We start from the raw sequence: 14146 nt of genomic DNA on the forward strand, positions 1-14146 counted from the left end.
TCCAGGTCTGCACCTGCGGCAGGAATTCCCAGGTCAGGGTGAGGGCTCAGGCACCATTCGTGTGGCCGTGGGGAGGTTCATGCACCGGTACGCCCCCCCATCATCAATCGGACGGGGGTCCGGGAGCAAGTCGCCAGCCCGATCCATCCCGCTCCGCCCGAAAATCCAGCCCCCTTGGTCGCTCACCCGGCATGGAGCCCCCCCGCCGGTCCGAGCCACCCGCCAGCGGCCGTCACCACTCCAGGTGGAGCGAGTTGAAGCTGCGGAAGACGAGGCCGACCTTGTACTCGGGCTCCTTCGTCTTGTCCAAGCGCACCTCGGGCAGACGATCCAGGAGCATCTCGGTGGCGATCTCCATCTCGCGGCGGGCCAGACCCGCCCCCAGGCAGTGGTGCGCGCCGAACGCGAAGGTCAGGTGCTTCTGCTGGACGCTGTCCCGGGTGATGTCGAACGTGTCGGGATCCGTGAAGACCGAGGGATCGCGGTTGGCCGAGGCCAGCCCGATGAACACGGTGTCGCCCTTGCGGATGTTCTTGCCGTGCAGCGTGAAGTCCTCCGCGGCGACGCGGAAGGCGAAGGGGACCGCGGGCGAGAAGCGCAGCATCTCTTCCACGGCGGAGCGCAGCAGCGTGCGATCTTTCTGCAGCTTCTGGCGCTGCTCGGGATGGGAGAGCAGATCGTAGACGCCATTGCTGATCTGATCCGTGGTGGTCAGGTGACCCGCGGTGAGGATGAGCAGCGTGTTGGCCGCCAGATCATCCTCCGTCATCCGGCCCAGCTCCTGGGCGTGGATCATCAGGCTGAGCATGTCGTTGCCCGGGTGGTGACGACGCTCCTCGATGCGCTCGGCCAGGTAGGCGTTCATCTCCACGGTGACCCGGCTCGCCTCACGGGCCACGTCCTGCATGTTCACGCCCGGCTTCGGATTGGCGAAGTCCGCCAGGGGCCGGGCCCAGGCCTGGAAACGCTCCCGGTCCTGCGGGGGGATGTTGAGGAACTCGGCGATGACGAGTGGCGGGAGCTGGTACGAAATCTCCTTCACCACGTCCATGTGCCCCCACTCCTGCACGCGATCCAGCAGCATGCCCATGAACTGGCGGATGGCGGGACGGTAGGCGTCGAGCCCCTGCGGAGTGAAGCCCGGACTGGCCTGCCGACGCACGCGGATGTGGTCCGCGCCATCGCGCATGGTCATCTGCAACCGGGCCGACTTGAGGAACTCGCCGGCCACGTCCCCTCCCAACCCCTGGAGCTGTTGCTCGTAGAAGTTGGTGCGATTGGCGCTCAACCGCGGATCGCGGAAGCACCCCATCACGTCCACGTAGCGCGTGACGAGCCAGGCATGCAGCGTGTCCGACCAGTACACCGGCTCCGTTTCACGCAGCGCCTTGTAGAGCGGAATCGGGTTGACGAGGTTCTCGGGGCTGATGGGATTGAGCGAGAGCCCCTGCAGCGACGAGTCTGAGTTGGTCGGACTTGGCACGCGGCCGACACTAGTAGTCGGCCTCTCGGCTGTCGAGAACAACTCCGAGGGCAGCTCCGCGTCATCCACCCCACGACAAACCCCGGACCAGCTGCTTCGCCCGCCACGCGGCTCACCTCACGCACGCGGCACGAACAGCGGGACGGCCAGGACCACCTCCACGCTTCGCGTGACGTGCGACCCCCGCGTGCCCGGATAACCGCCAGATTGAAATTCTTCCGTGAGATTGACTCCTCCCTCGGCCGAGGCGGCTTGTCCGAGGAGGCGTGGGGGACAGGACGCGATTGGGCACGGACGCGAGAGAAGAGGAGGCACCGCGTCCGGGCGGTGGCATCTGCTTTCTCGGATATCGAGACCCCCCTGTCTCATGGGGACTGTTGACCATGTTAAGGTGCGAAGACCTGAACTCCGGGAGTGGCTCAAGGGGCCCTCCGGACACTCTTCCGCCACCCTTGATTCGGAAAGGCGTTGCAGGGGGACACGCATGAGCGAGACCACATCCCAAACGACATCAGATCGACCACTGCCCCCACGGGTTTCCTCCCTCCCCCTGGTGGGTAGCCTGCCTCGCTTGATTGCCAACCCGCTGGCCTTCATGGAGCAAGCCCAGCGCGAGCAGGGCGACATCTTCAGCTTGGACCTGGGCTTCACCCAGGTGATTGGCCTGTGCCATCCCCGCTACGTCCATCACGTCCTCGTGGAGCACGCTCACAAGTACTCCAAGGGCGGACCCATGTGGGACTCGATGCGGACGTTCATGGGCAACGCGCTGCCCATGAGCGAGGGAGCCTTCTGGAAGCGGCAGCGGCGCATGATCCAGCCCTCGTTCCATCATCAGCGCGTGAGCATGATGACGGACACGATGGTGGAGGCCATCGACGAGTGCCTGCTGGAGTGGGATCTGGCGGCCCTGGAGGGCAAGCCCTTCGACGTCTCGGTCGCCCTGTCCCGGGTGACGATGACCGTGCTGGTGCGCACCCTGTTCGGCTCCGGGATGGACAAGGAAGACGCGGAGAAGGTCGCCCAGGCGTTCTCCTTCATCCTCGAGTACTTCATCGCGGGGATGGTGACGCACTCCCTGCCGGAATGGATGCCGGTCCCTGGCCGGCAGCGCTACCGCGAGTCGATCAAGATGATCGACGAGATCATGCAGCGGCTCATCGAGCGGGGACGCGAACAGGCCTCGGGCGAGGACAACCTGCTCTCGCTGTTGCTGCAGGCGGTGGATGGTGAGTCCGGCGAGCGGATGACCAACGCGCAATTGCGCGACGAGGCCCTGGGCTTCTTCATCGCGGGCTACGACACGACCGCGGCGGGCATGACCTGGGTGTTGCACGCGCTCACCCAACACCCGGAGGTCACCGCCAAGGTGCGGGTGGAGCTGGATGCCGTCGTGGGCACGCGCAGGCCTGGCTTCGCGGATCTGATGCGGATGCCCTACACCCGCAACGTGTTGCAGGAGGCGCTGCGCATCCACTCGCCCTCGGTGTGGCTGCCACGCCTGTCGGTGGTGGAGGATGAGATCGACGGGTACCGGATTCCGCCGGGCGTCATGATGGTGATCTTCACGCGCCTCATCCACCGCCACCCGGACATCTGGAATGATCCGCTGACGTTCGATCCGGACCGCTTCACTCCGGAGCGCTCGGAGGGGCGGCACAAGCTCGCGTGGCTGCCGTTCGGCTCGGGCCAGCGCCAGTGCATCGCCAAGGAGTTCTCGCTGCTCGAGGGCATGCTCATCATGGCCCGCATCGTCTCGCGCTACGAGCTGTCGTCCGTCCCGGGACGCGTGCCCCAGGAGCGCGTCAGCACCAACCTGCGCACCAAGGACGGCATGTGGCTGAACCTGCGGCCACGCCTGCCCGAGGCCAAGGCGCAGGTGCCGCGGATCCCGCTCTCGGGCACGGCCTGAGCGGAAGCTCACCGCGCGGGGTCGAGCCGGGCGCGCAACAGCAGATCGGTACCGACCTGCTCCATGGACAGCGCGCCCACGGTGAGCGCCCGCGCCATCTGCTTGACGCCCAGCGAGCCCGACCAGGACAGGCCCTCGCCCCCAATCAGTTTGGGGGCGACGAAGAGCAGCAGCTCATCCGCCAATTCCTCGCGCAGGAACGAGCCGTACATCTCCGCGCCCCCCTCCACCAGGACGTGGTTCAGGCCCTCCCGGGCGAGGCGGCGCATGAGGGCCTCGAGATCCACGCGGCCCTGCTTCTCCGGGAGCTGCCAGACGTCGGTGCCCGTCGCGAGCAGACGTTTGGCCTTGCGGGCCGAGGGCTCCTCCAGCGTGGCCACCACGGTGCGCGCGGGGGAGCGCTGGGTGAAGACCTGGAGCGTCGAGGGCAGGCGCAGGTGCGAGTCCACCACCACGCGCACCGGATCCTTCCCCCCTCCCCCGGGCAGACGCGTGGTGAGCTGGGGGTTGTCCCGGCGGGCGGTGGTGGCCCCCACGAGGATGACGTCCACCTGATCCCTCAGCCGGTGCACCCATGCGCGGGCTTGCTCCCCCGTCACCCAGCGAGAGTCACCCGTGGCCGTGGCCAGCTTGCCGTCCAGTGTCACCGCCGCCTTGAGCGTGACGAAGGGCAGGCCGGTGCGCATCGCCTTGAAGAAGGGGCGGTTGAGTTGATCCGCCTCGTCCTTGAGCACCCCGGTGAGCACCTCCACGCCGGCGCGCCGCAGCCGGGCGACGCCCTTGCCATTCACCTTGGGGTTGGGATCCGACGAGGCGGTGATGACCCGGCGCACGCCCGCGTCGATCAGCGCCTGGCTGCACGGCGGCGTGCGCCCGTAGTGATCACACGGCTCGAGCGTCGTGTAGAGATCCGCGCCGCGCGCCTTGGCTCCCGCGGCCTCCAGCGCCACCACCTCGGCGTGCGCCGTACCGGCCCGGCGGTGATAGCCGCGCGCGATGATGCGACCGCCCTTCACCAGCACCGCGCCCACCACCGGGTTGGGGCTGGTGCGGCCGAGCCCCTTGGCGGCCTCTTCCAGCGCCAGGCGCATGAAGAACTCGGCCACCGCCCGATCGAAATCCGCCGTGCGCTTGGCCCGGGGGGCGCGCCCCGCCTGCAACCGTGCTCGCGTCAAGAGCCGCATCGCCCGTTACCCGTCCTTGTCCGGTGGACGCGGCGGCCTCTGCTCGCGCGTCCGGTCCGACAGCAAGTCCTTGAGCTCCGCCATGAACTCGGTGATGTCACGGAAGCTCCGGTACACCGAGGCGAAGCGCACATAGGCCACCTCGTCCAGCGCGTGCAGCCGGCGCATCACCTCCTCGCCGATGACCGACGAGGGCACTTCCTTCTCCCCCACCCCTTGCAGCAGCCGCTCCACGGCGACCAGCGTCTCCTCGAGCTGGTCCGCCGACACCGGCCGCTTCTCGCACGCCTTCTGCAACCCCGCGAGCAGCTTGTCCCGATCGAACGTCTCGCGCCGGCCGTCCTTCTTCACGATGAGCGGGTAGATTTCCTCCACGCGCTCGTACGTGGTGAAGCGCCGCTTGCATTGCAGACACTCGCGGCGCCGGCGGATGACGGACCCCTCATGCGACTCGCGCGAGTCGATGACCTTGTTCTCGGGGTCCTGGCAGAAGGGGCAACGCATGGCACGCGCTACTTCAGGCGCGAGGCGTAGAGCGGATAGCTCCGGGTGAACTCCTGGATGCGGCCCCGGATGCTCGCCAGCCGCTGCTCGTCCGAGGCGTTGTCCAGCGCCTCGACCACCAGCGCGCCCACGGTGGCCATCTCCGCCTCCTTCATGCCGCGCGTGGTGAGGGCCGGGGTGCCGATGCGCACGCCCGACGTCACCGTGGGCTTCTCCGGGTCGAACGGAATCATGTTCTTGTTCACCGTGATGCCCGCCTTGCCGAGCACCTCCTCGGCCACCTTGCCCACGAGCTTCTTGGGACGCAGGTCCACGAGCATCAGGTGGTTGTCCGTGCCGCCCGAGCACAGCCGCAGGCCGCCCTTGCGCAGCGCCTCGGCGAGCGCCTGGGCGTTGGCGACGATCTGCTTCTGGTAGGCCTTGAACTCGGGGCTGAGCGCCTCGCGGAAGGCCACGGCCTTGGCGGCGATGACGTGCATGAGCGGGCCGCCCTGGATGCCCGGGAAGATCTGGCTGTTGAGCGCCTTGCCGTAGGGCTCCTTGCTCAGCACGAGGCCGCCGCGCGGGCCGCGCAGCGTCTTGTGGGTGGTGCTGGTGACGATGTCCGCCAGGGGCACCGGCGAGGGGTGCAGCCCCGCGGCCACCAGCCCCGCGATGTGCGCCATGTCCACCATGAGCGCCGCGCCCACGCTGTCGGCGATCTCGCGGAACTTCGCGAAGTCGATGATGCGCGGATAGGCCGAGGCGCCCACCACCACCACGCGCGGCTTGTGCTCCTTGGCCAGGGCGGCCGCCTGCGCGTAGTCGATCGTCTCGGTGTCCTGGGTGAGGCCGTAGTGCACGGCCTTGTACAGCTTGCCGGAGAAGTTGAACGCGGAGCCGTGGGTGAGGTGGCCGCCCGAGTTCAGGTCCAACGCGAGCAGGGTGTCACCCGGCTTCATCAGCGCCATGTAGGCACCCATGTTCGCCTGGCTGCCCGAGTGGGCCTGGACGTTGGCGTACTCGGCGCCGAAGAGCTCCCGGGCGCGGGAGATGGCGAGCGACTCGGCCACGTCCACCACCTCGCAGCCGCCGTAGTAGCGCTTGCCGGGGTAGCCTTCCGCGTACTTGTTCGTGAGCACCGAGCCCGCGGCTTCCAGCACCGCGGGGCTGACGAAATTCTCCGAGGCGATCAGCTCCAGGCCTTCTTCCTGGCGCCGCGTCTCGTCCTGGATGGCACGGGCGATCTCGGGATCGACCTCGGCCAGAAGACGGGTGTTCTCCATGGATTGTGTCTCCTCGGTTGGAAGGCCGGCCGTCACCGGGACTCGGCCTCTCGAATCTTGTCCAGACGCCGCTGGTGCCGCCCCCCTTCGAAGGGGGTGGCCAGGAAGGCCTCCAGGATGCTGCGGGCCAGTCCGGCGCCCACCACGCGCTGACCCAGGCACAACACGTTGGCGTCGTTGTGGGCGCGCGCCATGCGGGCCACGAACTCGTCCGTGCACAACGCCGCGCGGATGCCCGGGTGCTTGTTGGCCATGATGGCCATGCCCATGCCCGTACCACACACGAGCACGCCCCGGGTGTCACTTCCCTCGGCCACCGCCCGGGACACCAGGCGGGCATAGTCCGGGTAGTCCACGGACTCGGCGCTGGTGGGGCCCACGTCATCCACCTCGACGCGCAGCTCCTGGAGCGCCTTCACCAGCTCACGGCGCAGCTCCAGTCCCGCATGATCCGACGCGATGATGACCTTCATGAGAGCCCTCCTCCACCCGGGACTGGATCGGACACGAGCCGAGCCCCCTCTCAACGAGCGAAGGGGGCGCGGGGACTACCGGAAGCGCTTGAACACCAACACCGCGTTGGTGCCACCAAAACCAAACGAGTTGCTCATCACCGAGTCCACGCGCTGCTCGCGCGCCTGGTTGGGCACGTAGTCCAGATCGCACTCGGGATCCGGCGAGGTCAGGTTGATGGTCGGCGGGAGGACCCCGCGCGACAGCGTCATCACGCTCACCACGGCCTCGGCGCCACCGGCTGCGCCGAGCATGTGGCCCGTCATGGACTTGGTGGAGGAGACGGGCAGCTTCCTGGCGTGCGCGCCGAAGACCGTCTTGATGGCCTTGGTCTCGTTGGCGTCGTTGAACGGCGTCGAGGTGCCGTGCGCGTTGATGTAGCCCACGTCCTCGGGGTTCATCCCCGCGGAGGCGAGCGCCAGGCGCATGCAGCGCGCCGCGCCCTCACCCTCGGGGGCCGGCTGCGTCACGTGGTGCGCGTCCGAGTTGGCCCCATAGCCCACCAGCTCCGCCAGGATGTTGGCGCCGCGCTTCTTCGCGTGCTCCAGCTCCTCGAGCACGATGATGCCCGCGCCCTCGCCCATCACGAACCCGTCGCGCTCCTTGTCGAACGGGCGGCTGGCGCGCGTCGGATCATCGTTGCGGTTGGACAGCGCCTTCATCACCGAGAAGCCGCCCATGCCCAGCTGCGTGATGGCGGCCTCGGCCCCACCGGCGATGACCGCGTCGCACTCGCCCAGGCGGATGGACTTCCACGCCTCGCCGATGGCGTGCGCGCTGGTGGCGCAGGCGGACACGGGCGACCAGTTGGGCCCCTTGCACCCATAGCGCATGGAGATGAGGCCCGGCGCCATGTTGATGATCATCTGGATGATGAAGAAGGGCGAGAGCCGGTCGAATCCCTTCTCCAGGCCCTTGCGGTGCTGCTCCTCCAGCGAGGAGATCCCACCGATGCCCGAGCCGACGATGACGCCCACCTTTTCGGCCTGGTAGCCGTGGGGGGCGTCCGGCCCGATGGGCAGCCCGCTCTCCTTCACGGCCATGTCCGCCGCGGCGAGCGCGTACTGGGCGAACAGATCCATGCGGCGCACCTCGCGCCGGTCGATGAACTGTTCGGGCTGGAAGTCCTTCACCTCACCCGCGAAGCGGGTATCCATCTTCCCCAGTTCGAAACGGGTGATGGTCGCGATACCGGATTGACCGGCGAGCATCGCCTGCCAGTTCTTCTCGGTGCCGGTTCCCAGTGCCGTGATGATTCCGGTCCCGGTGATGACGACTCGTCGGTTTGACACGTGACTCTCCAAATACCGCGCTGCTGCGTTGGAACGCTGGGCGGGACCAGCGCTCCCCGGCCCTTCGACTGCTGCCTACTTCTTGTGGGTGTTGACGTAGTTGATGGCGTCGCCGACGGTCTTGATGTTCTCGGCCTCCTCGTCGGGAATCTCGACCTCGAACTCCTCCTCCATCGCCATGACCAGTTCCACGATGTCGAGGCTGTCAGCGCCCAGATCCTCGATGAAGGAGGACTCGGGCTTGATCTCCTCCTCACCCACGCCCAGCTGGTCGGCGATGATGGACTTGACCTTGGTCTCGATAGCAGAAGTCGACATAGGTGTTGATTCCTCCGGAAACCGCGTGACGGGCCAGCATACTCCCCGGACCCTGTTAAGGCGGGCGCGGTATACTCCAGGCTCCGCGCCGATCCAACCCTTGGCTACATGTACATGCCGCCGTTCACCTTGAGGACTTCTCCGGTGATGTAGGTGGCGGCGTCGCTGGCGAGGAAAAGTACCGCCTGGGCGACCTCTTCGGCGGAGCCCAAACGGCCCAGGGGGATGGCGCCCAGCATCTTCTCGCGCGTCTCACCCTCGAGGTAGGCCGTCATGTCCGTGGCGATGAAGCCCGGGGAAACCGCGTTCACCCGGATGTTACGGCTGGCCAGCTCCTTGGCCACCGACTTGGTCAACCCGATGAGGCCCGCTTTGGACGCCGAGTAGGCGGCCTGTCCACCGTTGCCCATCTCCCCCACCACGGAGGTGAGGTTGATGATGGCTCCCCCCTTCTGCTTCATCATCGGCCGACTGGCGGCGCGGATCAGGGCGAAGGCGCCCCGGAGGTTGGTGTCGAGCTGCCGGTCCCAGTCCTCGTCCTTCAAGCGCATCACCAGGCCGTCCACCGCGATGCCCGCGTTGTTCACGAGCACGTCCAGGCGGCCATGCGTCTTGACGATGTGCTCCACGGTGCTCGCGCACGCGGCGGTGTCCGCCACGTCGAAGCGGATGACTTCCCCCTGGGCGCCCGCGGCCTGGACGAGCCCCAGGGCCTCCTGCGCCGCGGCCTCGTTGCCCGCGTAGCCAATCACCACCCTGGCGCCCTGCTTCGCGAAGCCCACCGAGATGGCCCGGCCGATGCCGCGCGAGCCTCCCGTCACCAGCACCACCTTGTCCTTGAACGTGCTCATCTCTCAGGCTCCCAGGGCCGCGAGGACCTTCTCCAGGCTCGCGGAGTCTTCGACGTTGAACGACTCGAGGTCCTTGCTGATGCGCTTGGTGAGGCCGCTGAGCACCTTGCCCGGGCCCAGCTCGACGAGGCGCGTGACGCCCTCGGCCTTGAGCGCCTCCACGCACTCGATCCACCGCACCGGCGCGCTGACCTGCTCGAGCAGCAGCGGCACCACGCGCGCCGCGTCCGCGTTGGGGCGCGCCTCCACGTTGGTCACCACCGGCACGCTCGGGGCGGACACCTTCACCCCGGAGAACACCTGCGCCAGGCGCGGCTTGACCGGATCCATCAGCGCGCAGTGGAAGGGGGCGGACACGGGCAGCGGCATCACGCGCTTGGCGCCCAGCTCCTTGCACTTCGCCCCGGCGCGCTCCACCGCCTGGGCGTTGCCCGCGATGACCGTCTGCTCGGGCGAGTTGTAGTTGGCGGGCGACACCACCTGGCCCTGCGCCGCCTCGTCACACGCCGCCTTCACCTTGTCCGGCGTCAGGCCGAGGATGGCGGCCATGGCCCCCACGCCCTCGGGCACCGCCTCCTGCATGAAGGAGCCACGGGCGCGCACCGCCCGCACCGCGTCCGGCAACGACAGCGCGCCGGCCACCACCAGCGCCGAGTACTCGCCCAGGGAGTGTCCCGCGACGAACGCGGGCGCCGGGCCCCGCTTGGAGAAGACGGCGTGCGCCGCCACCGACACCGTGAGGATGGCCGGCTGCGTGTTGGCCGTCAGCTTGAGCCCGGCCTCCGGGCCCTCGAACATGAGCCGGGTGAGCTTCTCGCCCAGCGCCTCGTCAGCCGCCTCGAAGACGGCCCGGGCCTCCGGGAACTTCTCATACAGGTCCTTCCCCATACCGACCGTCTGGCTGCCCTGGCCGGGGAAGATGAACGCGATCTTCGACATGCGGCTTGCTCCCTCCCGAATGACTCCCGCTCCCCGCGCCTGTCGCCCTCCCGAAGGGGGCGCGTCCTCGGACGTCGTGGCAGGGTGGCGGAAACGCCCTCTTGCCGCATTCGCCTGCCTTGGGCCAGCACTTAACGTCTCAACCCCCCCGGCTCTCTGGAGGACCCCTTCCACCCCCTCGTCCCCCCGCGCTGACGCACGGGGAGCCAGGAGGCCGCCTGGGCGATGCATCGCGTCAACTCGGCCCGCACGCCCGCCTCGGCGTTGCGCAGGGCGGCAACCAGGGCCTGTTGGATGGCACGAGGCGAGCTGCGGCCATGGGCCACGATGCCCACCCCCTCGATGCCGAGCAGCGGGGCGCCGCCCACTTCCGCGTAGTCCAATCGCGTCTTGAGTCCCGCGAAGATGGGCCGCAACAACAGGGCCCCCAGCTTGAGCGGCAGCCCTCCCCGCTCGATCGCCGAGCGCAACAGGCCCGTCACCCCCGCGGCCGCTCCCTCGGTCGTCTTGAGGACCACGTTGCCGGTGAAGCCATCGGTGACCACCACCTCCACGTCCCCGGAGAAGAGACTCCGCCCCTCGACGTAGCCGGTGAAGCGCAGATCCGAGCGCCGGAGCAACGCGGAGGCCTCGCGCGTGAGCGCCGTGCCCTTGGAGGGCTCCTCTCCATTGGAGAGCACCGCCACACGGGGCCGCTCGATGCCCAGCAGGGCGCGCATGTAGGCCCCACCGAGCACCGCCCACTGCGCGAGGTGGACGGGGCGGCACTCCACGTTGGCCCCGGAGTCCAGCAACAAGCAGTGCCCCGGGCCCTTGAGCGTGGGCAGCAGCGTGGCGATCGCCGGGCGCTCCACCCCGGGCAGGCGTCCGAGCAGCAACAGCGCCCCGGCCATCACCGCGCCCGAGTGCCCCGCCGACACCAAGGCCTGGGCCTCGCCCCGGCGCACCAGCTCGAACCCCACCCGCAGGGAGGAGTCCTTCTTGCGGCGGATGGCGGCGAAGGCGTCCTCCTCCATCTCCACCACCTCGGTCGCGGGGTAGGGGTGCACGTTGCCCGGCGCCCCTCCCTCCCGGGCCAGGCAGGCGCCCAGGCGCGCGGGGGCCCCCACGAGCACCACCTCGTGCTCCGGGTGCTCACGCGCGAACAGGAGGGCGCCCCGCACGGGGGCCTCGGGGGCATGGTCACCCCCCATCGCATCCAGGACGAGCCTCATCGCGGGTGCATCCTTCCATGGACGCTCCGGGGCGAGGGGGTCAGAATGGAGGGGGCCCCCGCCGGGATTGTATGGATCCACTGTCGCGTTGACTCACACGTCTTGAGCGGCTAGGGTCCGCCGCCTTCCGAGCTTTTGCCGGTCGGGACCGGTGGGGATGCCCCGGTGGTCCAGGGCCGTGACGATATAGAGGTGAGCCGTGGGTGTTCCCAAGAAGCGTACTTCCAAGATGCGTCGTGACCGCCGCCGTGCGGCCAACAACAACCTGCGCAGCGCGGTGCAGGTGATTCAGTGCTCCAACTGCAAGGAGCCCATCCTTCCCCACCGCGCCTGCTCGGCGTGCGGCCACTACAAGGGCCGCGAGACGATTCCCGCCCAGGCCTGAGTTCCCCTTTCTCGGAACCAGGAAGGCAAGAAGGCCGCTCCCTCCATCCAACGGAGGGGCGGCCTTTCTGCTTTGGACTCCCGGCCCGAGGCCAGGAGCCCCCCGCACCGGGTTCAGCCCTGGAGCTTGATGTTCTTGAGCGCCGCGAAGCGCGGATCCACGTACTTCTCCGCGCAGTCGCACTGCTTCTCGTTGAGGTTCTGACCGCACTGCGCGCACAGGCCCTTGCAGTCCTCGCGGCACACGGCGTTCATCGGCAGCGCCAGCTGCACCTGCTCGCGCACGATGGGCTCCAGATCGATCACCTTGCCGTCGAACAGCTCCTCGTCGGCGTCATCCAGCCCGAACGAGCCACCGCTCTCGCCCTGGCCCCGGTCCTTCTCCTCCTGCTCGTCCTCGTCCAGGACGTCATCGCCCCGGGCCAGGGACTCGGGCACCAGGTTGATCGTGAAGGAAGTGGGCAGCTCCAGCACCGCGTCGGCCAGGCAGCGCTTGCACGCCGCCGTCACGCGCGAGGTGAACTGGCCCTGCAACAGCACGCCCCCACCCACCTTGCGCAGGCTGGCTGAAACAGCCAGGGGCTCGGTGGCACGGAAACCAGAGCCCTCGAGCGCGGTGCCGAGCTGCTCCAGGCTCATCCGCTCGTTCAACTTGAGCCCTTCGTCTCGAATCTCTTCAATCTTTACGCGCATCGACACAGCTGTTCGTCCTGTCCAAAAAGGGGCGCGCATCATGGGGAGGCCCCCTCCCGCAGTCAACGCGCCAGAACACCCATAGATGTCGACAGGCGCCCGGGGTTTCACCCCCGGTCCCAAACTAGAGCGGGGCCTGACCGTCTGCTAGGGTGGCGGCCAATGTACGTTCGGTGGCAGCGCGTGGTGGCGAGCATCTTGATGGCGAGCCTGCTGACTCCCGGCGCCTCGCTGGCGAAGCCCTTGTTCCCAGGGCCCTTGTTGTTCCAGACGGCCCCCGCCCGCCCGGAAATCGCCCGCGCGCAGGCGCAGATCGAAAGCGGTGAGTTCGAGGAAGCGGTCCGGACCCTGGAGGCCGGACTGGACGCCCCCGACGTCACCGATGATCAGCTCGTGGAGCTCTACCGCCTGCTCGGGCTCACGTCCCTGTACCTGGGGGACGAGGCGCGGGCGCGCGAGGCCTACGAGATGCTCCTGCAGGCACGTCCGGACTACGAGCTGCCGCGCACCGCGCCTCCGAAGATCCGCTCGCTCTACGCGCGCATCAAGGAGGACATCAAGAACCGGCGCGTGCGGCCCGTCACCCTCCAGGTGGATCCGCTGCCGGACACCGAGGGTGGCGCGCCGGAGACAGCCGTCGCGTACATCCAGGACATGGCGCTCGGGGCCCGGGCGCGGCTGTTCTACCGGCGCGCGGGCGCGCAGGCCTACAGCTCGGTGGACTTCACGCGGGACAGGACGAACAAGGAGCGCTTCGTCGCCACCCTGCCCGCCTACGAGATTCCCGCCAGCGCCTCGGCCTACGAGGTGGAGTACTACTTCGAGGTGGCGGACGCGGCGCAGCGGCGGCTCGCGGGCCGGGGAGATGCCTTCAACCCGCTCGTCTTCCAGGTGGCCCCCTCGCCCGGCGCGGTGGCCACGCCCGGCGCGCGTCCCTGGTACAAGAGCCCCTGGCTCTGGGTGGCCGTGGGCGCCGTGGTGGTCGCGGGCACCGCGGGCGCCGTCGTCTACGCCACCTCCGAGGAGCGCGGCAGAGTTCCCATCACCGTCCGCGTCCGCGTCGAGCCGGATGCCCCCACCCCATGAGCCCTCGTCCCTTTCTCTCCTCGCTGTTGGGTGCCACGCTCGCCCTGGGCTGCGGCGCCCCGTCCGATACGGGCCTCGGCCTCGAGCTGCGCATGTCGCAGGCGGTCGCCTCCGAGGTGGGCGCCTTCCAGGTGGTGGTGCTGCGCGAGGGCCGGGAGCGCCGGTGCGCCGACCTGCAGCGCACCTGTGTCCAGCAACAGGTGAAGTCGGATGAGCTGGTCGTCATCCAGGGGCCGGACGGCAAGAAGGGGCGCGCGCTGCGCTTCTCCGCGGCGCTGTCGGACGTCGGCACCCAGGAGATGAGCGCGGACATCCCCGTGGGCCGCGACTACGTCGTCATCATCGAGGCGCTCTCGCGCGCCAACCCGCCACGCTTCCTCGGCAGCTCCTGCAACTACCTGGACTCCGTCAGCGCCACGCGCAACGAGCCCCTCATCGCCGCCGCCATCACCCTCACCGCGGCGGAGTGCGATCCGACGATCGCTCCGTGAACGCTTGTCACGAAAGC

General features: G+C 68.6%; 15 protein-coding genes. 4 read left to right on the forward strand and 11 right to left on the reverse strand.

All coding sequences use genetic code 11. The features are described 5' to 3' along the window. Positions 1 to 232 precede the first annotated feature (232 nt). Positions 233 to 1483 (reverse strand): cytochrome P450, encoded by a 1251-nt coding sequence (locus D187_RS35345; RefSeq protein WP_051256686.1) that lies wholly within the window; start codon positions 1481 to 1483, stop codon positions 233 to 235. Between the two features lie 484 nt (positions 1484 to 1967). Between D187_RS35345 and D187_RS35350 the strand changes: the two genes are divergently transcribed. After that, positions 1968 to 3395: a cytochrome P450 gene (locus tag D187_RS35350; protein WP_081713990.1), complete on the forward strand. Its 1428-nt coding sequence runs from the start codon at positions 1968 to 1970 to the stop codon at positions 3393 to 3395. An 8-nt stretch (positions 3396 to 3403) separates the two neighbouring features. Here D187_RS35350 and ribD read toward each other — a convergent pair whose 3' ends face one another. The 9 genes from ribD to plsX form a co-directional block, all read right to left on the reverse strand. Further along, positions 3404 to 4579 (reverse strand): bifunctional diaminohydroxyphosphoribosylaminopyrimidine deaminase/5-amino-6-(5-phosphoribosylamino)uracil reductase RibD, encoded by a 1176-nt coding sequence (gene ribD, locus D187_RS35355; RefSeq protein WP_002630218.1) that lies wholly within the window; start codon positions 4577 to 4579, stop codon positions 3404 to 3406. Between the two features lie 6 nt (positions 4580 to 4585). Then, positions 4586 to 5083: a transcriptional regulator NrdR gene (gene nrdR, locus D187_RS35360; protein ID WP_002630219.1), complete on the reverse strand. Its 498-nt coding sequence runs from the start codon at positions 5081 to 5083 to the stop codon at positions 4586 to 4588. Positions 5084 to 5091: 8 nt separating this feature from the next. Then, complete coding sequence (gene glyA / locus D187_RS35365) at positions 5092 to 6348, reverse strand: serine hydroxymethyltransferase (protein ID WP_002630220.1); 1257 nt, start codon at positions 6346 to 6348, stop codon at positions 5092 to 5094. A 32-nt stretch (positions 6349 to 6380) separates the two neighbouring features. Next, on the reverse strand, positions 6381 to 6821 hold the full coding sequence (rpiB, locus tag D187_RS35370; protein ID WP_002630221.1) for a ribose 5-phosphate isomerase B: 441 nt from the start codon (positions 6819 to 6821) through the stop codon (positions 6381 to 6383). A gap of 75 nt (positions 6822 to 6896) precedes the next feature. After that, positions 6897 to 8153, reverse strand: a complete 1257-nt coding sequence (gene fabF / locus D187_RS35375) for a beta-ketoacyl-ACP synthase II (RefSeq protein ID WP_002630222.1) — start codon at positions 8151 to 8153, stop codon at positions 6897 to 6899. Positions 8154 to 8228: 75 nt separating this feature from the next. Next, on the reverse strand, positions 8229 to 8471 hold the full coding sequence (acpP, locus tag D187_RS35380; protein ID WP_002630223.1) for an acyl carrier protein: 243 nt from the start codon (positions 8469 to 8471) through the stop codon (positions 8229 to 8231). 104 nt (positions 8472 to 8575) lie between these two features. Then, entirely contained in the window at positions 8576 to 9322 is a 747-nt protein-coding gene (gene fabG, locus D187_RS35385) for a 3-oxoacyl-[acyl-carrier-protein] reductase (protein ID WP_002630224.1), read from the reverse strand. 3 nt (positions 9323 to 9325) lie between these two features. Beyond that, positions 9326 to 10261 carry an ACP S-malonyltransferase gene (fabD, locus tag D187_RS35390; protein WP_002630225.1) on the reverse strand — a complete coding sequence of 312 codons (936 nt, stop codon included), beginning with the start codon at positions 10259 to 10261 and terminating at the stop codon, positions 9326 to 9328. Positions 10262 to 10392: 131 nt separating this feature from the next. Continuing rightward, a complete protein-coding gene (gene plsX / locus D187_RS35395) occupies positions 10393 to 11475 on the reverse strand; it encodes a phosphate acyltransferase PlsX (protein ID WP_002630226.1) in 1083 nt (360 codons plus the stop codon). 199 nt (positions 11476 to 11674) lie between these two features. On the opposite strand from plsX, the gene rpmF reads away from it, so the two are divergent. Continuing rightward, entirely contained in the window at positions 11675 to 11860 is a 186-nt protein-coding gene (gene rpmF, locus D187_RS35400; RefSeq protein WP_043433090.1) for a 50S ribosomal protein L32, read from the forward strand. Positions 11861 to 11973: 113 nt separating this feature from the next. On the opposite strand, the gene D187_RS35405 is transcribed toward rpmF, so the two are convergent. Then, positions 11974 to 12552, reverse strand: coding sequence for a YceD family protein (locus D187_RS35405; protein WP_043433093.1), 579 nt, complete (start codon positions 12550 to 12552; stop codon positions 11974 to 11976). A gap of 162 nt (positions 12553 to 12714) precedes the next feature. On the opposite strand from D187_RS35405, the gene D187_RS35410 reads away from it, so the two are divergent. After that, positions 12715 to 13638: a tetratricopeptide repeat protein gene (locus D187_RS35410; RefSeq protein WP_002630229.1), complete on the forward strand. Its 924-nt coding sequence runs from the start codon at positions 12715 to 12717 to the stop codon at positions 13636 to 13638. After that, a complete protein-coding gene (locus D187_RS35415; protein ID WP_002630230.1) occupies positions 13635 to 14129 on the forward strand; it encodes a hypothetical protein in 495 nt (164 codons plus the stop codon). Before D187_RS35410 ends, D187_RS35415 begins: the two co-directional genes overlap by 4 nt. Positions 14130 to 14146 lie beyond the last annotated feature (17 nt).

Source organism: Cystobacter fuscus DSM 2262 (assembly GCF_000335475.2).
In the GTDB taxonomy this organism is placed as follows: domain Bacteria; phylum Myxococcota; class Myxococcia; order Myxococcales; family Myxococcaceae; genus Cystobacter; species Cystobacter fuscus.